The following is a 21165-nucleotide window of genomic DNA, read 5'->3' on the forward strand; positions in this document are numbered from 1 at the left end:
GAAATTTGGGTAAATTACGCAAAAAGTCCCCAGTACCTGCAATAGGCACTGGGGACGTCAATAACGTGGTTCCACCCGATATTTTTCACGAGACTGGTCCCGTGAACTCTAATCGTCGATAACGGAACGGACCGGCCGAAAATTTCCTTTCGACAGCTTGTGGAAAGCGGTAATGTTAACGGTCGCTAAGTCGGCTTCCAAGCAAGGCCAACTCTTCCTGTGAACGATCCCGTCAACACCATGTCTTTCGTCATAGCTCTTTGGTTTCAAAGACTATTAAACACTTGCCAGCGATAGTTGTCAAGGATTCACCGAAAAAAATAAAAAAGGCAAGGCCACCGCCCTACCTCAAAAAAATTATTTATTGTGGTCGCCGGTTAACACCGACCATCGTGATTTCCCGGGCCAGGAAGCGAATCCGTTGCATCAGCCGTTGGGCCTTCAAGGGTTCGTCATCCCCGCGCGTGGAGATGCGCAAGTGTTCCTTCTCCAACTGCTCCATTGAGAAATTGGAGCTAAAGAACGTCGGTAACTCTTCTTGCATCCGGTATTCCAAAATCACCCCAAGAATATCATCACGGACCCAAGCAGACATCGCGTCCGCCCCAATGTCATCGATCATTAAGACCGGCGACTTCTTGAGGGCGTCCAGTTTTTCCGCGACCCCATTTTGGGCAATCGCGTTCTTCATTTCCACCGCAAAACTGGGGAAGTGAACTAACGTGGTGGAGAACCCATCCGTTGCAAGCTGATTGGCAATGGCGGCTAGCAAGTAGGTCTTGCCCACGCCAAAGCTCCCCTGCAAATACAGGGCCTGGTGCCGTCGGTTGGGACTGGCTTCGTATGCGTCGACAAAGTCTAACGCCGCCATCAACGCCTCGGCCCGATCCGAATCCTGATCAAAGTTTTTAAAGTCGGCCTCGCGAATACTCTTCGGCATGGCAATCGACTTCACCCGTTGCCGCAATTGTTGTTGGGCTTGCTTCTCCTGGGTCGCCTTGGTTGGCACGTAGGCTACGTCAATCAGATGGTTGGACACGATGAGCTGGGGTTCGTACCCCGCCGCAAAGGTCGTGCCCCCATTCGCTAACTTTTCCCGTTCGCTGACAAATTCGTAGAGTTTGGCCGCTGAACGCGTCATCACGTCTTCCGCCAGCTCCTCCTTGTGGGCCTGGTAAAAGGCCGTCACGGTTGGATCATCATAGACTTTGGCCATCAGTTGACGGTAGTTATCGTTTAAATGCCGTTGATTCATCAGGTGTTGCATGGTTTTACTCAAATCTTCCATCGGTTACTCCTCCTTCCCATCCGCGGTGCGTTCCTGAAGCCGCGCAATGCGCTCTTGTAATTTCTGTTGTTGCGCCGGTGACAGCTTGGCCTGCGTCGTTTGTGACTGGGCCTCAGCCGGTTTCTTTGCCCAGTCCGGGAGTGTCTCCTTGACCGTTGGCTGACGGTTACGTGACCGCCGTGGCTTGCTGGCCGTCTGCTGGTGCTCGCGAATTTCCTTGATAGCCGCCTGGGGCGTTTGAATTTTCTTCATGCTCCAGTCATTGGCAATCGAATCCATGAGAGCCTTAGACAGCGTTGGCTTGTCCGAATCCACCAGCATGTGATAGATCAGCACGTTTAACACCGACTGTGGAAACAGCTGCCGACTGACCTGGTCGCGGATGATGCGCTGCTCACCGTCCGTGATGTAGCCCCCGCGTTTTTGCTTGATTGCCTGTAAAAAGACTGCGGGCACCGTGGTATTCGCCACCTTGATCAACGCCTGTTCGGCGGAACTCAGGTGCTGATCCGTCGGTGCCTGGGCCAATGCCGCGGCAGATGGCGTCTGTTCGCTAGCCGCCGGTTGGGCGCGGTGTTGTTGGCCAAAACTCTGGGCAATCACGCGTTTGAACTGTTCGGGGTCAAATTGATTCGTTGCCAAATCCGTTGCTTCACCCACGTACCGGGCCATGGTGACCTCATCCAGGCCGTACGTCGCGTGCTCCGTCAACAATAGCTGACGTTGGCTCCGTAAGGCCCGGGTGTCAATGAATGAGTGCTCTAAGATATCGCCTAATAATTTAAAATCAAAGTCATCATGGTTGGTCCCTTTCAACACTGGTGCGCCGGCGTCAACCGGCAGCTCATCGCGCGTCGCCGTGATGGCGGCCGGGAGTTGCTTGAGTTCTTGCCCATCCACGTGAAAGACGTCCAAAAAGTTCTTGGTAATATCCACTTCATCCGCAGAGTCGGTGGTCTGCGGCGTGTTGTGGGTGACCAGGGACCGGTAAACCTCTTCCCCGACCACGCCCAACAGCTGAACACTCAACAGATCATCGCGAAAGAAGTCTGCCGGCTGAAGTGGGGCCCGCAGCTCATAAACGAAGCTGGTCAACTCGTTGGCCGTCTTCACCTTAGTCGTCAGTAACCCCGCAGCCTCCAGGCGTAACCGGGCCTCATAGAAATGGGCCAGATCCATCCCCAGCAGTCCCAGCAGGGTAGCGTGACGCTTATACGTCGCCCGTTCGGGGAGCCAAAAAAGGGCCGAGTAAAGCCCCGCGGCACTCGGTCCAATGATTGGCTGATAAAGCTGGGTCAACGTCTGCCAACTTTGATCCGTCAAGCGGTCCGCTAGCCGCACCAGGAATCCCGTTCGCGGTTTTAATTGATGCCAGGAATCCTCCATGCGTTATTTCCCCTCACTTTGCCCCTGGTCCCCTGAATCTGGATCAGAGTCCTGTTGGGCCTTTTGCTTATCCTTATCGAGCATATCCTTCAACTCGTTGAAGAATACCCCGGTATCCTTGAATTGCCGGTAAACGCTGGCAAAGCGGATATAAGCGATTTCATCCACATCCACGAGCCGGTTCATCACGTATTCCCCGATCAATTGACTGGAAATTTCGTTGACGCCCAGCGCGCGAATTTTATTTTCAACTTCATCCACGATGTTGGTCATGACATCCATCCCCACTGGTCGCTTCTCAGCGGAGCGGATGATGCCTCGTAGAATTTTCTCCCGGTTAAATTCCTCCCGGGTCCCGTTTTTCTTAATTACCAACAGCGGCGTCACTTCAACGCGCTCAAACGTCGTGAACCGAAAACCACAGTTCTCGCACTCACGACGCCGGCGAATCACGCGGCCGTCGTCGGTGGGCCGACTGTCGACGACCCGCGATCCATTATGATGACAGTGTGGACACTGCATTATTGGTCACCTCGTTTTAATGGTTACTCTTGCCAAATTTATTGGTGTCAAGCCATTTTACCACTTGTTGGCGCGTTTGGGCAATTGTGCCCCCGTTGTCAATGACCACCGTGGCCTGCGCAATCTTCCGGTCGATGGGCCATTGCCGGTCCATCCGGGCCTGGGCATCGGCCGCCGATAACCCATCACGGGCCATTAGCCGTTGCCGCTGGGTCGTGGCATCGGTCGCCACGACCATCACGTGATCGACCAGATGAATCAGATAGCCGACCTCAAAGAACGTGGGCGCATCAATGAGGACCACGGGGACCTGCCGTGCTTGATAGTCCGCCAGTTGCCGCTGAATCTCGGCTTTGATCAGTGGCGTGGTAATGGTCTCGAGGCGTGCCAGCTCTTCCGGATGGGTAAACACCAGTTGACCCAGCTTTTTTCGATCCAGCCCGTCTGTGGTCAGGTAATCTGCGCCAAAGGTCGTGCCAATCTGTGTGAAACCGGTCGACCCCGGTGCGACCACCTGACGGGCGATGATATCGGCGTCGATCACGGGCAGTTCGGCAGCTCGTAGCCAGGCGCTCACGGTTGATTTACCGGTCGCAATGCCCCCGGTCAATCCCCAGATTTCAGTCATCGGTCAACGCCTCCAATGCTTCTAAGGGCACGGGCTGACAGTGCGGGCAGTAGTGCGTGCCGCGCTGAGCAACCTTGATCTTGACGATTTCCGTGCCGCACCGCTCACAGGGTTCCCCCTCACGCCCGTAGACGTGCAGGTGATTTTGAAATTGCCCCGCCTCGCCAAAGGCCGTCGAGAAGGAATGCACGGTCGTCCCGTGTCCCTTGATGGCTTGCGCGAGCTCGTCAATAATGTTGCGGCGCAGCGTGGCAAGCTGGTCGGCACTCAGCTCATCGGCTGGTGTCAACGGATTGATTTTTGACAGCCACAAGACCTCATCCACGTAAATGTTGCCCAGACCCGCAATTTTAGACTGGTCCAACAGGAAGGGTTTGACCACCTTGTGAGACTTGCCAAAAATCCGTTGCATATAGGCCAGGGTCAACGTGTTGTCCGTGGGTTCCGGTCCCAGCTTGCCGAGAGACGGCAAGGCCGCCGCCTCGTCTCCAGTTGGGACTAACCGCATCCGGCCAAACTTACGGGTGTCGTTGTACCGCAGCTCCCGGCCATCCGTCAAATAGAAGATGACGTGGGTGTGCTTGATCACGGGACTCCCCTTTGGTTGGACATCGTATTTTCCTTCCATCCGTAGGTGTGACACCATGGTCAGGTCGCCACTGAACCGAAACAACAGATACTTGCCCCGCCGGTCGATGCGTTCAATTTTTCTGCCAATCAATTCCGCCGTAAAGACTTCCGCGTCGGGAGTGACCATCTTGCGGTAGAACACGTCGACATGGTCGATGGTTGCGCCCGCCACCAGGCTGGTCAGCCCGCGCCGAACCGTTTCAACTTCAGGTAATTCTGGCATAACCGTCTCTCCTTTTGCCGCTACTTGGCGTTGTACCAAGTCGGTCCGAAATGACTTTCCACCTTCAATGGAATCTCGAGGTCAACGGCAGAATCCATGACACTTGGCACCAGTTTTTCTAACGTTTCGATCTCATCGGCTGGGGCCTCAAAGATCAGTTCATCGTGCACTTGTAAGAGCATCGTGGCTTGTAAGTCCTTGACCGCGTCTTCCATCCGAATCATGGCAATCTTAATGATATCCGCCGCGCTCCCTTGGATTGGCGTGTTCATCGCCGTGCGTTCAGCGAATGACCGTTGGTTAAAGTTACGGGAGTTAATGTCTGGCAAGTACCGCCGACGATGGGCAATCGTTTCCACGAAGCCCTGTTCCTTAGCCTGCTGAACCATGCGATCCATATAGGCCTTAACGCCAGGATATTCTTCAAAGTAGGTGTCAATAAAGTTCTTGGCCTGCTTCCGGGTGATGCCAATGTTTTGGGACAACCCAAAGTCACTGATCCCGTAAACGATTCCGAAGTTGACCGCCTTGGCCTGCCGCCGAATATTTGGCGTGACCTCTTCGTCGGGCCCCATCTTAAAGATCCGCCGTGCGGTCGCCGCGTGAATGTCTTCACCTTCACGGAAGGCTTCCTGCATGTTGGCGTCGTGACTCATGTGTGCCAAGACCCGCAGTTCAATTTGTGAGTAGTCAGACGAGAAAATCTGCCAGCCCGGATGACGCGGAACAAAGGCCTTTCGAATCGCACGACCCTCTTCGTTTCGGACCGGAATGTTTTGCAAGTTCGGATCCACGGAGGACAGCCGTCCGGTCTGTGTCATCGTCTGCAGGTAACGGGTGTGTACCTTGTGGTCGTCGGGGTGAATCACCTTGAGCAGGCCCTCGACGTAGGTGGACTGAATCTTAGAGATCTTGCGGTATTTCAAAATATTCTCCGCAATTGGGGCTTCTGCGGCGAGCTTTTCCAGGACCCCGACCGCCGTCGAGTACCCCGTCTTCGTCTTTTTAATCGGTGGCAAGCCCATCTTTTCAAACAGAATGTGGCCCAGTTGCTTAGGCGAGCCAATGTTAAACTCTTCACCGGCCTCGTTGTAAATGGTCTGCTCAATCTCAGCGAGTTGTTCGGTAAACTTGCTACCCATGGCTTCCAGTTCACTAGCTTCGACCGTGATTCCGGCAATTTCCATCCGGGCCAGGACAAAGGCCATTGGCAATTCAATCTCGCGATAGAGTTGCGTCTGTTCGTTGGTATCCAAGTCCTTGATGAGCTCGGGACGGAGGGCCTCGATAGCCCGCGCCTTACGTGCCAGATGTGAAAAGAAGTCCACGTCATCAGCTGGAATAGCTTCCTTGGCGCCCTTGCCGTAAACATCCTCGTCCGTCGCCACCTGGTGATAACCGTGTTCCATGGCCACGCGGCCCAGGTCGTTGCTATTGTCATAGGTGTTCAACAGGTATGAGGCAATCAGGAGGTCACAGTCGACCCCGGCCAACGTGATGTTCAACCGGTTCAGGGCCACGTAGGTCCGCTTGGCATCAAAGACCTGCTTAGCCACGTCCGCGGATTCCAGCAGCCCCTTGAGTGGTGCCTCTTGCAGGAGGCTCACGTCACGGCTCACGTACCAGTGGTCCTCATGACCAATCACAAAGCCCGCCATTTCAGCTAAATGGTAGTTATCCCCCAACATTTCTAGGTAGAATTCACAACCATTGGCAAAGGTTGGCAAGCTGGACAGATTGTCGGCCTTCAACACCGTGAAATCAATATCCTTCAGACCGGGGGTCGCCGTTGGGGTCTCCCCATCGATCTGCATTTTGCTCAGAAATTGGTTAAAGTTCATCCGTTGATAGAACTCGACCAATTTTTCTTGGTCATCACCCTCGTAAACCAGGTTTTCTACTTGCTTTTCAACGGGGGCATCCCGCAGAATCGTCGCCAATTTCTTAGATAATAAGGCTTCTTCGTGGTCGGCCACCAAGTGTTCCTTTAACTTTTTCGCGGTGATTTCGTCAATATGGTCATAGAGATTCTCAATGCTGCCGTACTTGCCAATCAGGTCAACGGCGCGCTTAGGCCCCACCCCGGTCACCCCAGGATAGTTGTCGGAGTTATCTCCTTGTAACCCTTTGATATCAATGATCTGTTCGGGCGTCACGCCCATTTTTTCTTTGACGTAGGCCGGAGTGTAGTGCTCAATGTCACTAACCCCTTTTCTAGAAATGGAGACCGTGGTGTGGGCATCGGCCAACTGAGTCAAATCGCGGTCCCCAGTGACGATGGTCGTGGTGAACCCGTTATCCTCGGCCTGCTTAGCCAGGGTGCCGATGATGTCATCGGCTTCATAGTCGGGCAGTTCGTAAGTCTGAATGCCCCGGGCAGCTAACAATTCCTTCACATAGGGAAATTGTTCGGAAAGTTCCGGTGCCGTCTTGGCCCGGCCACCCTTGTAGTCGTCATACATTTTGGTCCGAAATGTCTTCTTGCCGGCATCAAACGCCACTAACGCGTGGGTCGGTTTGACCGTGTCCAGCATGGTTTCCAACATCGTATTGAACCCGTAAATGGCGTTGGTGTGCAGGCCTTCGCTGTTGGTGAACTTGCCTAAAGCCGTGTACAACGCGAAGAAGGCCTTAAACGTGACACTGTTACCATCAATTAATAATAATCGTTTTTCCGCCATGTTACGCTCCTTTCGAGCAACGGTCAGCCGCGCTCGAGTATTCTGTGTCTATTTTACCAAACATTGGGGGAAACCCGAAACGAAATCTAGCGAAACTGATTAGCCGTAGGCAATTACTTTCAGACAAACTGAATTCTGAATCAAGTCATCGGCTATCCATCTCTGAGCTAATCAAAATTAGCCTAGTATTGAGGTGGGACCTGTCTTTCAAATCGAAATAGGTCAACAAAAAAATCCAAAATCACCATGAAGAGAGTGAAAATGTGCGGCCATGTAAGTGACCAGAGGCGGATCAAGGTGCCCAGCTGCGTCGATGGCCTTGGCTGGAGTTATTTTCCAGCCTAGTCCATGGGACAAACTTTGAGACCGCCCCTCAGGCTCAAAGTTGAGGTGGAAGCCCGCCCTTTGGCTGAAACCGGCCAGCAGAAGATTGAATGATTTCACCTTGAAGCCACCACGAAGAGAGTGAAAATGCGTGTGCCATGTCAGTGACCAGAGGCGGGCCAAGCTGGCCAGCTGTGTCGGTGCCCTTAGCTGAGTGGACTTCTCAGGTTAGGGCACGGGACGACCTGAGAGACTGGTGATCTTCCAGGCTTTCAGGCGAGACGGAAGACCGCCTCTCAGGCTGGAGTCGTTCCCCACAGCAGGCCGGCTTGAGCCCGCCGCCGGGAACGAAAATGGACCACCCCCCATTTTCACGACAAAAGAAAAAGCACTGGCTAATTTTCGCCAGTGCTCCCGTCAGTAGCCTTAGTCGTTGTTCCCACCAAAGATACCGAAGATTTGTAAGAGTTGTAAGAATAGGTTAACGAAGTCCAAGTACAGTTGTAAGGCCCCGTTGACGGCCAACCCAGTCGTAGAGACTTGGTCACCGTATTGCAGGTACATCTTTTGCATCCGTTGCGTATCCCAAGCGGTTAAGACCGCGAAAATGATCACGGCAACGAAGGAGAAGATTAAGGAAGCCAGTGGCAAACGTAAGAACATGTTCACAACCATCGCCACGATCAACCCAATCAAGGCACCGGTTGCCTGTGTCCCAATCTTGGTCAAATCGCGCTTGGTGAAGGTTCCGATACCCGCCATGGTAATGAAGATAGCGGCACTAGAAACGAAGGCGGCGGTCATGGTTGCCGGCGTATAGACCAGTGCGTACAAGGAAATCACACCACCCGTAACGACTGCGTAAACGAACAACCCAACTAAGGCGACAGTTGGCCGTTTCATGGACTGTCCACTAATCACGAATGGTAAGATGAACCAGACAATTAGGGGGATCCAAAGACTTCCACCACGCAGGTTACTGAGTTGTGAAGCCATGGGGGTCATCATGAATGCCGTCACAGCAGAGACCAACACGGCCGCACCCATCCAGCCAAACATTTTAGTCATGAAGCTGTTGAGGCCGACCTCAGTGTTTACCGTCGTCCGGGGTTGCTGATCATAGTTGTTCATTGAAACGCTCCTTCTTTTTTCAAATCAATTCCCGGCTTAGTCAACCACCATTGGCCGACCAGTTGTGGGTTATTAGAATACATTTTACCAAATCTAATAGTAAACACAAGTAATGTGTTCAGATTTTAAGGGACGTCACAACTATGACTCCCCGCTACTTGGTCGTTGACCGACCGGCACCACCTTCATTGTCCGCCTCACCACTCGCCCAAACCTTGTTGGCGTAGACCGCGTTGAAGAGCAAGGCGATTTGTAAGGCCACCTGTGACAGGTTGGCGCCCAGCGTCCCGACATTGGTGGCACCCGTCATGATCTGGAAGGTTAAAATCCCCCAGTAAGCGACGTTGACCACGTTGACCACAATCCACAGCGACCAGTTTTCCTTGAACTTTAAGATGTAAAGCAGTTGCGCAATCAAACTCACCACGAAGTTCACGGAATCAAAGTAAGGCAATTGTCCGTGTAATAAGGACAGCACCAACCACCCGGCTGCCCAGGCTGCAAAGGCCGCCGCAAAGATCCAGTTCCGGGTCGATTTCTTAAATGACCGCGTGGCTTCATCATGGCCCCACATGTACCAGCCGATGGGTTGCGAAATAACATAAATAATATCCATTGCAAATGACCCATACGCGTGACTGATCCAAGCGACGTACGTCATGGCGACACATTGAATGAAGCCAAAAATAAATGAAATCTTGCGGCCCTTCATCCCGTAGACCAGGCACAAGACGCCCCCGACCCCGGAGATCATCCCGATAAGGCTATCTGGAACGATGACGTAGACCACGACTTGTAACAAAAGCAAAATCGACACGTAAATCATTTCAAACTTTTTCCAGTTGGTAAATAACTGGTTGTACCACCAATTGTGTTGCGTTGCTGTATTCACTTGCATTCTCTCCCCAAAATAAATTGGACTCCCCTGAGCCCTTAAGTTATTAGAATACAGGTTCTCAGCCGAAGTGCAACTCATATCTAACTAATGGATTAAGTCCGTTCATCGCCTGTCCCATCAGTGTTTCGACAGCCCACTCATTTCACTTAGAATTCGTTCACAGTTTCCAATCGCCATAATTTTTCCAATAAAAAAGACGCCAGTCAGCGACATTTCGCCAACCAGCGTCCCATAAATTTAATTGTTTTTAAGTGATAAATGGCTCAGTAATTCTTCGTAAGACCGTTCGTACTTTTGCACGTCCCCGGCACCCATGAAGACCACAACGGCGTCATGGAAATCCAGTAATGGCGACATGTTGTCGACGGTTAAGATCTCGCCGCCCTTAACGATCTTGGCAGCTAAATCCTTACTGGAGACCGCACCGGCAGTTTCCCGGGCAGAACTGAAGATGTTGGTCAAGAAGACCTTGTCGGCCAAGTTAAGGCTCTTAGCGAAGTCATCCATCAAGGCAATCGTCCGGCTAAACGTATGTGGCTGGAAGACCGCAATGATTTCCTTGTCCGGATACTTTTGCCGAGCGGCATCCAACGTGGCTTTGATTTCAGATGGATGGTGCGCGTAGTCATCAATGATGGTCATGTCAGCTAACTTACGTTCCGTGAACCGACGCTTAACCCCCTTGAAGTCGGCCAATTCATGCTTGATTTCATCCATGTTGACCTTTTCAAAGTAGGACACGGCAATGACGGCCAGACTGTTCAGCACGTTGTGTTCGCCGTACAGATGAATTTCAAAGTTGCCTAAGAATTCATCGCCGTGGTAAACGTCAAAGTTCGAACCGGTCGTTGAACGCTTGATGTTCTTGGCTTGGAAATCATCGCGGTCGCTAGTCCCGTAGTAGTAGACTGGCACGTCCGTCTTTAATTTCCGCAGCTCAGGGTCATCGCCCCAGGCAAAGATGCCCTTCTTGACCTGGTTAGCCCAGGTTTCAAAGGCACTGTAAACATCATCGATACCCGTGTAATAGTCGGGGTGATCGAAGTCAATGTTCGTCATGATGGCGTAGTCTGGCTTAGTTGCCAGGAAGTGACGCCGGTATTCATCGGCTTCGTAAACGAAGAAGCGGGCGTTAGGCGTCCCCTTCCCAGTCCCATCACCAATTAAGAAAGAGGTTGGGGCCACACCGCTTAACACGTGTGACAACAGACCAGTCGTGCTGGTCTTCCCATGGGCACCGGCAACACCAATGCTAGTATAGCCTTCGATTAAGTGACCTAAGAATTCATGGTACCGGTAGACGGGTAAGCCCATCTCCCGGGCCTTTTTAATTTCAGGATGATCATCCGTGAAGGAGTTACCGGCAATAATCGTCAGCCCTTCATGAATGTTAGCTTCATCAAACGCCATGACGTCGATGCCAGCCTGTTCCAGACCGCGTTGCGTAAACGTGTACTGGGTAATATCTGACCCTTGAACCTTAAAGCCCTTATCGTGCAAAATCAGAGCGAGGGCACTCATCCCTGATCCTTTAATCCCAACAAAGTGGTAAACCGTTGCGTTATCCATCAAATGATCCTCTTTTCTACTCTTTCGGTAAGGCTCCGACACCCCTCACCAGCCAAGTGACTCTCTATTCATTTTAGCATATCCCCCCACCCCTTAAAAGAAGTCGGCGGAGAAAGACGGTGAGGCCTGTTCAAGCTAAGATGAAAATGGTGCACCCTGGTCGTGTGGTTCCGGCAAGTCCTTACCCAAGTCTTCTGGTGTCAGGTAAACTTCACGCGGCTTGGAGCCGTGTTGTGGTGAAACGTAGTGGTGTTGCTCGAGGTCGTCAATCAAATTGGCAGCCCGGTTGTAGCCAATGGAGAAAACCCGTTGGAGCTTAGACGTTGAAACCGATTTTTCTTGCGCAATATATTCAAGCACTTTCGGCAACAACTCGTCTTGGTTCTCCTCGGCCGTTTCGCGTTGGAGCAAGCCCTTGGGTTCAAAGGCGTAGTGTGGTTGACCCTGAGTCCGCACGAAATCAGTGACCCCGTCGACTTCGGATTCCACAAAGGCCCCTTGTAGCCGCATCGGTTGACTAGCCCCGTTGCCCAGGTACAGCATGTCCCCACGACCCAGCAGGTTTTCGGCACCGGCCGTGTCCAAGATGGTCCGTGAGTCGATTTGACTGGAAACCATGAACGCAATCCGCGTTGGAATGTTGTTCTTGATGGTCCCCGTGACAATATCCACACTTGGCCGTTGGGTGGCGACCAGCAAATGAATCCCGGCAGCCCGGGCCTTTTGGGTAATCCGTACGATGTAATCTTGGACTTCACTGGCGGCCATCATCATCAGGTCGGCCAATTCATCAATAATAATCACAATGTACGGCATCTTCAGGCTCGGTTCGTCGTTGGCATCGGCGCGGTCGTTAAACTGCTCGATGTTGCGGACCCCCGCCGCGGCCAGCTTCTCGTACCGTTCGTCCATTTCCGTGACGACCCACTTGAGGGCTGCCGCAGCGGCCTTGGGATCGGAAATAACTGGCGATAACAGGTGTGGTAACGCGTCATAAGGCGCCATTTCCACAGCCTTCGGGTCAATCAGTAAGAGCTTGACCTGGGCTGGTGTGGCCTTGTACAGGATAGACAGCAGCAGGGAGTTGATGAACACACTCTTCCCGGAGCCGGTCGCCCCGGCAATCAAGCCATGTGGCATCTTCCGCAGGTCGGTCACTTGTGGTTTCCCAAAGAGGTCGACCCCGAGGGCTACCGTCAATGGTGACTCACTATTCTTAAAAGCAGCTGAATTTAAAATTTCTGATAACATGACTGGGCGTGACTTCACGTTTGGAATTTCGATACCGACCGTGGTCTTCCCGGGGATTGGCGCTTCGATTCGAATATCCTTAGCGGCCAAGGCCAATTTTAAATCATCGTTTAAGTTCGTAATCTTGTTGACCTTGACGCCCAGTGCCAGGCTAATCTGGAACTGCGTCACGGTAGGCCCAACCGTCCAGTCGGTCACGTGGGCATCCACATGGAAGGCACTCAACGTGGCGTCCAGGACCTCGGCTTGGTGTTCGATCCACTCATCCAAGGCTTCTTCATCGGGCACCACTGGCTTTGGCAAAAGCGAGAGGTCTGGGAAATGGTAACCGCGTTCTGGCGTGGCTTCTTCCGCCGGTGCAGGCGTGGCTGTGGCCCGGTCAAAGAGGGCCAGGTTGCGCTGGTCATTCCCCTCCTCTTGCATGATATCGCCTAGGGAGTGGCCCAACCCGCGCGTTGGCTTGGCCTTAGCCTTAATGACTGGCTTGGCTGGCTGTGGCGTGGTATTGGCGGTCACGGCGGCTTCAACTGGAGACGCATCTTCGGCATCCCCAGAATTAATCATAGAATTCGTTTCTGATTCCGCAGCCGACTGATCTGGCTCTGGCGTGGCGGTTGCTGCTGATTCTGGTGCCTCGGCCCGCCGCAAAAGTTCTGTGACTTCGGTTGGTTGTGCCGTTGTTGAAGCTTCTGAGGCCATTGTCGTTGGCTCTGCAGGCGTTTCAGGCACAGCGGTCTCCGTAGCTGGTGTGACGGTCTCATCCTCGTCAGCTGGCGTCTCAACAGGCTCAGTTGCTTCGGCAACGTCCTCGACGCTATCATTTGGGTCCACCGATGCCGCACTGGTACCGGTTTCGCCGTCACTGACAACGGCATCAGTCGCCTCCCCTACCGGCATGGGCTCGTTGTCCACGGGTAAATAGGCTTGGCTAGTGGCCGTATCAGCTGGCTGTTCCGGATAGAAAATCTCAGTTGGTGCGGGTTCCACGACCTCAGTTGGTTCAGTGGTCGTCGAATTGTTCGCCTCCATTGCTACGTCCGCCGTCTCGGCTTCACTGGTCACTTGATCAGTTGTCGACGCAGTCTCGGTTGGGTCAGTAGCCACCGTTGTTGCTTCCGCAGCATCAACGGCTTCGGTTTCATTATTATTGTTATCAGCGACTGACTCTGACGCTGTCTCAGATGAGTCTAGCGTGTCAGTCTCTGGGTCGTTTGTCGTTACTTGTGGCTCATCCGTTACCGGCGCTTCATCCACGTCTGACGACTCAGTGCTGGTTACCTCATCTGAGGTCTCGCTAGTAAGAGGCGTCGATTCATCAACGGCCGTTTCTGCTACAGCCGCGGTGGTATCGTCAGTTGGCGTTGTTTCGTTTTCACTAGCAGCGATTGAATCAGCTGGTTCAGTGCTCAGTTCAGCGGCACTGTTAGCGGACGATTCAGCTTGAACGACCGGTGTGGCCGCTAGTTGTTGCACAACCACGTCTGCTGTCGAGCGCACCGTGACGGCCTGAGAACTTGCAGTTGCCGCGCTATCCGGTGTGAAGACGACCGTTGGCGCCGCCTGACTCGTAGGCGTGTCCGTGACCGGCGCGTTGAGAGCGGCTTCATCCGCCGCCGTCCCGTATAGCAGGAAACTAGCATCATCCTTGCGAAAACTAGCGATTAGCCGCTGATAGCGTTTGCGTAAAACGGCCGGTTGCCAAACCCGCGACCGTTGCTTGGGAATCTGTGTCACCGCAAAGGGCCGGTAGTTTGCGCTAGCCGCCGCGGCTGCCTCTTCCGGCGTTGGGGCACTGGCCGTCGGCGCCGGTGTTGGCTTGGTCGTCGTTGGTCGGTTGGGTTGTTTAGTTTGATGTAACACGGCCTGGGCAGCACTCTGCGCGGCCGTTTCCCGTTTTTCCTCGCGCTGTTGGCGAAGACGTAACCGGTCATTGCGTTCTTTACGGAGCCGGACCTGTCGTTCAGACCGTTCATCCGTGGTATCATCCATTTGTTCAGGGGTCGGTTCTACCGGGAATTTCCGATAAAATGCCGGTCCATCATAGTGCTCCATGTGTTTCTTCCTCCTTGACGAGCGGACCCGTCGAAATTAATGACTCCTGGGAGGAGACGCCGCCAACCTAGCGGCCACTTAACTCATTCCCTGAATCTCTCTTTTCATTTAATAAAATCCATAATTGTTAGTCTCCCCTATTGTACACAAAAAAGCAGGTCACCGACAAGGGTTCACCTGCTTTGTAATAATCTTCTTAATCTTTAAAGATGGTTTGGCCGCGTTCGAAGTCAAAAGGTTCCCCAACAACGTAATCATCGGGTAAAATCAAAGCGCCTGGTTTTTGTGGTGCGTTGGCCAAGCCTAATTCGCGACCGGAACAGATCATCCCGTTACTGGCAACGCCCCGCAGCTCGCCCGGCCAAATAATCAGACCGTTGGGCATCATGGCACCGACCTTCGCAACGACGACCTTGATGTCCGCCTGCATGTTCGGTGACCCACTCACGATTTGAAGTGATTCATCGTTGTCAACGACCGTTTCCGTGACCAGCAAGTGGTCGGAATCGGGGTGTGGCGTGGCCGTCTTAACGTAACCCACGATGAAGCGTGAGCTGGTTTCGGCAACCAGTTCACCGGCAAAGCCAGCGTCTTCCAGAGCGGTGTTTAAAGCCGCAACGTCTTCTGTGGACAGGTTGATTTGACCATTGCCACTAATTTCGGGTAAGATGCTCGAAATCTCTAAGAAGTTGTAGCCTAACGTTTTTTCGGTTGCGGCGTCGTAGATTCGAGCAATGTTATCCCGCACCGTGTGGGCTTGGGTCTCAACATCCTGCGCAACAACAACAATTAAAGTATCCCCTAATTCTTGGGGATTGTAACTAGCAATTAACATGTTTGAATCCTTTCCAACGGGTTTTAGTTGGCGTTGGTCGTCAAAGAATTAATAAATTCTTCTACCTCTGCTTTTGTTTTACGATCTTTGTTTACCAAACGGCCAATTTCTTTGCCGTCTTCGTAAGCGATGAAACTAGGAATGCCAAAGACGTTGAGTTCGATCGCCAAATCAATGTTTTCATCACGGTCGACCGCGACGAATTTGTAGTCAGAATATTCGGCTTCGATTTCTGGCATGGCTGGCTTGATGAACGCGCAGTCGGGGCACCAAGTAGCGGAGAAGAATAACATCGTCTTGCCGTCCTTCACAACGTCTTGCAATTCAGCCGCAGTCATCTTGGGTAATTGTTCCATGAATAAGCACTCCTTTTAGGTTAGTTTTGAAAGTTAACAAGAACCATTATAGCATGACTGGCAAAATATACACGGGTTTTGTTTGCCCGTGGCTCTTTAGGACGACAAATCTAACCGGACACCCGCCCTATGCAGCCGACGCCATGAACCTGGCAAGCGCCCAGACCGGGTACTCATCGTGACCGCTAATCGGGTAAAGACGTGGTAAATTCTCCCCAGATTTCCCGGCTCCAGCGCTAAAACCCAGCGACTTCGCAAACAACCTGTAAGCGCCACCCGAATTTTTCGATAATTTCTGCCTTTTTACGGGAACTTCCGCCAAATCATTGCTATACTAGGGGCAGAAGCGATGGAGTATTGCATGTCTGGTGACAATGGCTGTGAAGCCTAATTATTCTCAACGGAAACCTGTCAACTGACAATCCCAATCGCTACCCAAAATGTATCATAAGCAAAGTCAGTATTGGCTGACAGAATAGTGAAAATTAGCCTTAAGACAACCGGTGATTAGTGACCAGAGGCGGAGCAAGGTGACCAGCTGTGTCGATGTTCTTAGGCGAGTGCTCTTCTCACCTTAGAACATGGGACGACCTTTGAGACCCGAACTTAGGGCTCAAAGGCGAGGTGGAAGACCGCTTCTCAGGCTGGAACCGTGCCCCACAGCAGGGCACCTTGTTCCGCCGCCGGGAACGAACAAGCCACAGCGTCCCGGCCTATTTTCACCATCCCGGAGGCACTTCTCCACTATCTGACTGTCTGACCATCTGACTTGCCCATAATTTTAATGATGTAGGAGGCGGTAGTATGACTGCTAAAAACGGACAATTGTATCAACTAAGTCTCACCGGTGTGCTCGGCGGCTTAATGGGCGTTTTCGTCACGCGTTTATTCGGCGCTAACCGGCTCAATCCAGATGACATTCTGGAACAGGTCAAACGCCAATTCCGGCAAGAATCCCCCATCGAGGGCGCTTGGATTGAAAAGCATGCGGTTCCCTTTCAAAAATTCGCGGTAAAGTCCCGCGTTTACTATGGCGGCATTAACCGCTATGAAGACGACCAGCTGGTTCAGTACCAGTTTGTGGCCGATGCCGAAACCGGGAGTGTCTTAGACATTCACCGGCTGTAATCTTAATCGAATAAATCTTGGCGTTGACTATTTTCTTTAGCTAGCGCTTTTTTACTGTTCAAATTAAAAAGGGCGAAAACCATTTTGCGGTTTTCGCCCTCTTTGTTTGTCTAAAAATTAATCTGTTGGTAAGGTCTTCAAACTCTTGGCTTGGTTGTGAATATCGGTCCGCACAATCAGCACGTCACAGATAGCGTTGGCAACCACGTAACTCGCCGTGGACCCCATCAACATCCGTTCGACCACGTTGACCCCGGTCGCGCCGAGCATAATCAAGTCGGCCTGATATTCCTTAGGCAAGGTCTTGGCCAAATCAACTTTGGCGTGCCCATAGAACACGGAGGTCACGACCTCTTTTACGCCAGCTTCTTGGGCCTTGCGCCGATATTTATCGACGGTGGCCTCCAGATCCTGCCGGGCTTCGTCCATCACTTGTTGATCGACATACCCGAAACCAACCTGGGTGTCGCTTCCCAAGCCCACGTAATCCCCGCCACTCATAATCGTCACGATGATCAGTTCAGCTTGATTCCGCACGGCAACGGCAATCGCTTTATCAATCGCCCGCCGCGCCTGCCGGGAACCGTCGACCCCCACTAAAATACGCTTGTATTCTGCGGCCATTTCTCTCACTCCTTCGCCAGATTCGGTGGCTTACTTGGTCAGCTCGTAAATGGCCTGACCGTAAATGGCCATCGCCTTTAACAGGTCGGCCTTGGGTTGAAATTCATCGGCTTGATGCATCGTGTCAGCCGTGCCGGGGAATAAGGCCCCGAAGGCCACACCACGCTTCATCAGCCGGCCATACGTGCCCCCACCCACAACTTCTGGTTGGGCATCCATGTCGCCGGTCTGTTGCCGGTAAACGTCCATCAACGTGGCCACGATTGGGTCACTTGGATCAACGTAATGTGGCACCATTTCGCGACCTTGCTTGAGTTCAACGTTCATGTCAGCGGTTGCTTTCGCTAAACCAGCCTGAATGTCCGCTGCACCGGTACCAGTTGGGTAACGGAAGTTGGTGTTGATCAAGGCGGCCTTGTTGGCGGTAAAGGTTTGAACCCCTACGTTCATGGTCAAATCACCCATGACTTTGTCCGTGTAGGCGATGCCTAATTTATTGGCCCGTGAATCGTCATGCAACTGGTTGGCTAACAGGCCTAAGAAATCGGCTGCGTCGGCGCCAAAGTTCAAGCCGTTCAGGAAGGTGGCCAAGTAAGTCCCGGCGTTGATGCCGTTCTTAGGTTCCATCCCGTGAGCGGCCTTCCCAATCACGTGGAAATGCACGCCATCGGCTTCAACAGAAGCTTCACCGGTAACGGGTGCGTCAGCCAGGAAGCTGTTAAAGTCAGCCACAACCTGGTCACCATTGGCAACTTGGGCAATGGCTTCGGCATCCCGTGGCACCATGTTTTCCCGTAGCCCAGCATCGAATTCTTGCAGGGCATCCGCGTCGCCATTGGTCCCAGCAAAGGTCGTGGTGAAGGTGACGTTCCCCTTTTCACCATTGATCAGGGGGAATTCAGCGTCGGGTGAGAAGCCCAGCGTTGGGGCTGGTTCGAGGTCGAGGTAGTGGTTCATCCCCGTCCAGTCACTTTCTTCGTCGGTCCCAATGATGAAACGAATCTTCATCTTAGGTAAGATACCTTGGTCCTTCAACATCTTCAAGCCGTAGTAAGCGGCCAGTGAAGGCCCCTTGTCGTCGGACGTTCCCCGACCGTACAGGTTACCGTCTTTTTCCGTCAGCGTGAAGGCATCCGTGTGCCAACCCTTACCAGCGGGCATCACGTCGGCATGGCCGAGGATGGCTAAGGTGTCATCCCCTTCACCAAATTCGACGTAACCGACTAAATTGTCTAAATTTTTCGTTTTAAATCCATCGCGTTGTGCTAAGCCTAAAAATGCAATCAAAGCTTTAGCCGGACCGGGACCCAGTGGGTACTCATCGGTGGCCTGTGAATCATCACGAGCACTATCGATGCCGACCAACGTTGTTAGGTCTGCCAGGTAGTCCTCTTGGTACTGTTCAGATAGCTTTTGCCAATCAATTGCCATGATTGGACCTCCTTCATTTTATTGGGACTTAACGTCCGGATCACTGATGCGGGTCATTTAAAATAACGCTGTCAATTTGCGTGGTCCAATCAGCCGAAAAACTGCTGCTCATTGCCGCAACGCCCACTCAGTGACCTACCGTCAATTTTAGCATACCGCCCCGCAATTGTAAGCCAATTTAACGGTGTAAATTTTCAATTCAGGCGGTTAAGTAGCTGTGCCCCGTTCCGGTTGATTTGACACGTGCGCCTGTGACCGGCCGTGCTATACTGAATTGGTGAACGAGGAGGCCCACTCATGGAAACTTTAACCGATAAAATCTTAACCGATACGATTCGTCAGCGACCGGCTGACAGCTACAAAGGCACCTATGGCCGCATCACCCTGATTGGTGGCAACCGCAACTTTGGCGGTGCCATCCTAATGGCGAGCGCCGCAGCCGTGTACGCCGGCGCGGGACTGGTCACGACCATCACCGACGCCAGCAATCAAGGAAGTCTGCACGCGCGACTCCCCGAGGCCATGTTCGCGGACATCACGGACTTTGCCCAAACGCAATCGCTGATCAAGGGAACGGACGTGGTCGTCATTGGCCCCGGTCTTGGGACGGATAACCAGGCCCAAGCCGTCTTGGCCAACGTCTTTAGTGCCGTGACGTCCGAGCAGACGTTGGTGATCGACGGGTCGGCCATCACACTGGTTGCCCAGGATCATCTGTCGTTGCCACAAGCCCATTTGATTTTCACGCCACACCAGATGGAATGGCAACGACTCAGTGGCATCGCCATCACGGACCAAACGGCAACTGCCAACCGGGCATCCGTGGATCAGTTACACGCCACGGTGGTGGTCAAATCACATCGCACGGAAATCTACACGACGGACCAGACCTATGTCAATCCACTGGGCACGCCTGCGCAAGCCACCGGTGGCATGGGCGACACCCTCGCGGGGATGATTGGCGGCTTCGTGGCTCAGTTTCATCCCACGGACCCGGCCGTCTGTGCGGCGGTCTACAGTCACAGTGCCATAGCCGAAGAGCTGGCACAGACGCAGTATGTGGTGTTGCCTAGCCAGATTGCGGCGGCCCTCCCCACGTTTATGAAACAACATGAGGCTATGATTGACTAACTTGTTCGTTCCCGGCGGCGGGCTCAAAGTGCCCTGCTGTGGGGCCGGTTCCAGACTGAGGAACGGTCTTCCACCTCGACTTTGCGCCTGAAGTACGGTCGCAAAGGTCGTCCCATGTTCTAAGCTGAGAAACCCACTCAGCCAAGAACATCGACACAGCTGGGCGCTTTGGCCCGCCTCTGGTCACTGACAGAGTATCTCTAATTATCAATAGTCTGTTAGGTTACGTTGCCTTGTCCGATTAACAGTAAACTAGTTCATCAACAATCCATTCTCTGTATCAAGTAACATTGGCCTCAAAACCAATGCATACAGAAAAGGACTGATCAGCCTTCCCACAGGGAATCGCTAATCAGTCCTATTTTTTATCTTTCTTAAGTCTAATTCTGTGTCGTCACCTTTTCTAACGAACTCACCGCATCAATTTCTGTGGCGAAGAGTCCGCGATACGTGCCGACCGGTAGATCCACTGGCAACGTTAAGGGACCGAGTGCCGTGCGATTGACTGGGCCGTTCACGGCTGGCAAAGCTGACAATGCCGCAATCCCTGCCGGCACATCGCTGGTTACCAGCGTCAGCGTCACACTCTGGTGGACCTGGTCCACACTTGAGGTGACCTGTTTGAACGCCGTATTCGTCGTCAATGTGGGCACCGTTGTCCCGCTCAGACTGACCTGCAACGTGCTGTCCCAGTTCTGGGCCGTCACGTCGGCTAAGAAGTGCTCATCGTCACTGGCCACGACCACCCCCACCGCTTCCTTGGGCAAATCTGCCAAGGCTTTAAGTGGCCGTTGCTGGTCTAACGCATTGAGCAGACTGCCCAAGCTGCGTTGACTGGTTGGCTCCAAGTTTAAAACGAACCCTACCGGTTTATTAAACACCAGATACTGGGGTTGCCGGCCCGTGACCGCTAGTCCATCGACGCGGACTTGGTCGGTCGCTGTCACATTTTCACGAGGCGAGTCCACTACCAAATCGTTGACGGTGACCCGGCCTTGCCGAAGCAACCGGAAAATCTGACCCGGGGTGCCCTGACGATGTTCCGTTAAGTAACGTTCAATGTTCATCGCACTTTGC

17 protein-coding genes are annotated in these 21165 nt (G+C 52.9%); 2 read left to right on the forward strand and 15 right to left on the reverse strand.

What is annotated here, in order from left to right:
- Window positions 1-361: 361 nt before the first annotated feature.
- The 12 genes from dnaI to JUF22_RS07930 form a co-directional block, all read right to left on the reverse strand.
- Window positions 362-1288 carry a primosomal protein DnaI gene (gene dnaI / locus JUF22_RS07875; RefSeq protein WP_203645312.1) on the reverse strand — a complete coding sequence of 309 codons (927 nt, stop codon included), beginning with the start codon at window positions 1286-1288 and terminating at the stop codon, window positions 362-364.
- A gap of 3 nt (window positions 1289-1291) precedes the next feature.
- The gene (locus JUF22_RS07880; RefSeq protein ID WP_203645320.1) at window positions 1292-2674 is read right to left on the reverse strand and encodes a replication initiation and membrane attachment family protein; all 1383 of its coding nucleotides are present in this window, start codon (window positions 2672-2674) and stop codon (window positions 1292-1294) included.
- Between the two features lie 3 nt (window positions 2675-2677).
- Window positions 2678-3196 (reverse strand): transcriptional regulator NrdR, encoded by a 519-nt coding sequence (nrdR, locus tag JUF22_RS07885; RefSeq protein WP_203638799.1) that lies wholly within the window; start codon window positions 3194-3196, stop codon window positions 2678-2680.
- A 16-nt stretch (window positions 3197-3212) separates the two neighbouring features.
- Entirely contained in the window at window positions 3213-3824 is a 612-nt protein-coding gene (gene coaE / locus JUF22_RS07890) for a dephospho-CoA kinase (RefSeq protein WP_203645322.1), read from the reverse strand.
- Window positions 3817-4677 carry a bifunctional DNA-formamidopyrimidine glycosylase/DNA-(apurinic or apyrimidinic site) lyase gene (gene mutM / locus JUF22_RS07895; protein WP_203645324.1) on the reverse strand — a complete coding sequence of 287 codons (861 nt, stop codon included), beginning with the start codon at window positions 4675-4677 and terminating at the stop codon, window positions 3817-3819. The genes coaE and mutM overlap by 8 nt, the downstream gene beginning before the upstream one ends.
- A gap of 20 nt (window positions 4678-4697) precedes the next feature.
- On the reverse strand, window positions 4698-7358 hold the full coding sequence (polA, locus tag JUF22_RS07900; protein ID WP_203645326.1) for a DNA polymerase I: 2661 nt from the start codon (window positions 7356-7358) through the stop codon (window positions 4698-4700).
- Window positions 7359-8108: 750 nt separating this feature from the next.
- Window positions 8109-8813 (reverse strand): Bax inhibitor-1/YccA family protein, encoded by a 705-nt coding sequence (locus JUF22_RS07905; RefSeq protein ID WP_203645328.1) that lies wholly within the window; start codon window positions 8811-8813, stop codon window positions 8109-8111.
- Between the two features lie 154 nt (window positions 8814-8967).
- Window positions 8968-9639 (reverse strand): nicotinamide riboside transporter PnuC, encoded by a 672-nt coding sequence (pnuC, locus tag JUF22_RS07910; protein WP_236000747.1) that lies wholly within the window; start codon window positions 9637-9639, stop codon window positions 8968-8970.
- A gap of 309 nt (window positions 9640-9948) precedes the next feature.
- Window positions 9949-11280: a UDP-N-acetylmuramate--L-alanine ligase gene (murC, locus tag JUF22_RS07915; protein WP_203638807.1), complete on the reverse strand. Its 1332-nt coding sequence runs from the start codon at window positions 11278-11280 to the stop codon at window positions 9949-9951.
- A 135-nt stretch (window positions 11281-11415) separates the two neighbouring features.
- Window positions 11416-14583, reverse strand: coding sequence for a DNA translocase FtsK (locus tag JUF22_RS07920; protein ID WP_203645338.1), 3168 nt, complete (start codon window positions 14581-14583; stop codon window positions 11416-11418).
- Between the two features lie 196 nt (window positions 14584-14779).
- Window positions 14780-15418 carry a YtpR family tRNA-binding protein gene (gene ytpR, locus JUF22_RS07925; RefSeq protein WP_203645340.1) on the reverse strand — a complete coding sequence of 213 codons (639 nt, stop codon included), beginning with the start codon at window positions 15416-15418 and terminating at the stop codon, window positions 14780-14782.
- A gap of 23 nt (window positions 15419-15441) precedes the next feature.
- Window positions 15442-15774 carry a thioredoxin family protein gene (locus tag JUF22_RS07930; protein WP_125765816.1) on the reverse strand — a complete coding sequence of 111 codons (333 nt, stop codon included), beginning with the start codon at window positions 15772-15774 and terminating at the stop codon, window positions 15442-15444.
- 804 nt (window positions 15775-16578) lie between these two features.
- Here JUF22_RS07930 and JUF22_RS07935 point away from each other — a divergent pair.
- Complete coding sequence (locus JUF22_RS07935; RefSeq protein ID WP_203645342.1) at window positions 16579-16902, forward strand: PepSY domain-containing protein; 324 nt, start codon at window positions 16579-16581, stop codon at window positions 16900-16902.
- 117 nt (window positions 16903-17019) lie between these two features.
- Here the strand turns inward: JUF22_RS07935 and JUF22_RS07940 are convergent, their stop codons facing one another.
- A complete protein-coding gene (locus JUF22_RS07940) occupies window positions 17020-17526 on the reverse strand; it encodes a universal stress protein (RefSeq protein WP_203645344.1) in 507 nt (168 codons plus the stop codon).
- A gap of 30 nt (window positions 17527-17556) precedes the next feature.
- On the reverse strand, window positions 17557-18957 hold the full coding sequence (pepV, locus tag JUF22_RS07945) for a dipeptidase PepV (protein WP_203645353.1): 1401 nt from the start codon (window positions 18955-18957) through the stop codon (window positions 17557-17559).
- Between the two features lie 297 nt (window positions 18958-19254).
- Between pepV and JUF22_RS07950 the strand changes: the two genes are divergently transcribed.
- Complete coding sequence (locus JUF22_RS07950; RefSeq protein WP_203645355.1) at window positions 19255-20088, forward strand: NAD(P)H-hydrate dehydratase; 834 nt, start codon at window positions 19255-19257, stop codon at window positions 20086-20088.
- Between the two features lie 380 nt (window positions 20089-20468).
- Here JUF22_RS07950 and JUF22_RS07955 read toward each other — a convergent pair whose 3' ends face one another.
- Window positions 20469-21155, reverse strand: coding sequence for a pseudouridine synthase domain-containing protein (locus JUF22_RS07955; protein ID WP_203645357.1), 687 nt, complete (start codon window positions 21153-21155; stop codon window positions 20469-20471).
- Between the last annotated feature and the right edge of the window lie 10 nt (window positions 21156-21165).

Source organism: Levilactobacillus lanxiensis (assembly GCF_016861655.1).
Taxonomy (GTDB): domain Bacteria; phylum Bacillota; class Bacilli; order Lactobacillales; family Lactobacillaceae; genus Levilactobacillus; species Levilactobacillus lanxiensis.

Coding starts and splice junctions, on each gene's coding strand:
- JUF22_RS07930 (WP_125765816.1), bottom strand. CDS start 15,774: ATGGAACAATTACCCAAGATGACTGCGGCTGAATTGCAAGACGTTGTG.
- ytpR (WP_203645340.1), bottom strand. CDS start 15,418: ATGTTAATTGCTAGTTACAATCCCCAAGAATTAGGGGATACTTTAATT.
- JUF22_RS07920 (WP_203645338.1), bottom strand. CDS start 14,583: ATGGAGCACTATGATGGACCGGCATTTTATCGGAAATTCCCGGTAGAA.
- murC (WP_203638807.1), bottom strand. CDS start 11,280: ATGGATAACGCAACGGTTTACCACTTTGTTGGGATTAAAGGATCAGGG.
- JUF22_RS07935 (WP_203645342.1), top strand. CDS start 16,579: ATGACTGCTAAAAACGGACAATTGTATCAACTAAGTCTCACCGGTGTG.
- pepV (WP_203645353.1), bottom strand. CDS start 18,957: ATGGCAATTGATTGGCAAAAGCTATCTGAACAGTACCAAGAGGACTAC.
- nrdR (WP_203638799.1), bottom strand. CDS start 3,196: ATGCAGTGTCCACACTGTCATCATAATGGATCGCGGGTCGTCGACAGT.
- mutM (WP_203645324.1), bottom strand. CDS start 4,677: ATGCCAGAATTACCTGAAGTTGAAACGGTTCGGCGCGGGCTGACCAGC.
- JUF22_RS07940 (WP_203645344.1), bottom strand. CDS start 17,526: ATGGCCGCAGAATACAAGCGTATTTTAGTGGGGGTCGACGGTTCCCGG.
- polA (WP_203645326.1), bottom strand. CDS start 7,358: ATGGCGGAAAAACGATTATTATTAATTGATGGTAACAGTGTCACGTTT.
- pnuC (WP_236000747.1), bottom strand. CDS start 9,639: ATGATTTACGTGTCGATTTTGCTTTTGTTACAAGTCGTGGTCTACGTC.
- dnaI (WP_203645312.1), bottom strand. CDS start 1,288: ATGGAAGATTTGAGTAAAACCATGCAACACCTGATGAATCAACGGCAT.
- JUF22_RS07955 (WP_203645357.1), bottom strand. CDS start 21,155: ATGAACATTGAACGTTACTTAACGGAACATCGTCAGGGCACCCCGGGT.
- JUF22_RS07950 (WP_203645355.1), top strand. CDS start 19,255: ATGGAAACTTTAACCGATAAAATCTTAACCGATACGATTCGTCAGCGA.
- coaE (WP_203645322.1), bottom strand. CDS start 3,824: ATGACTGAAATCTGGGGATTGACCGGGGGCATTGCGACCGGTAAATCA.
- JUF22_RS07905 (WP_203645328.1), bottom strand. CDS start 8,813: ATGAACAACTATGATCAGCAACCCCGGACGACGGTAAACACTGAGGTC.
- JUF22_RS07880 (WP_203645320.1), bottom strand. CDS start 2,674: ATGGAGGATTCCTGGCATCAATTAAAACCGCGAACGGGATTCCTGGTG.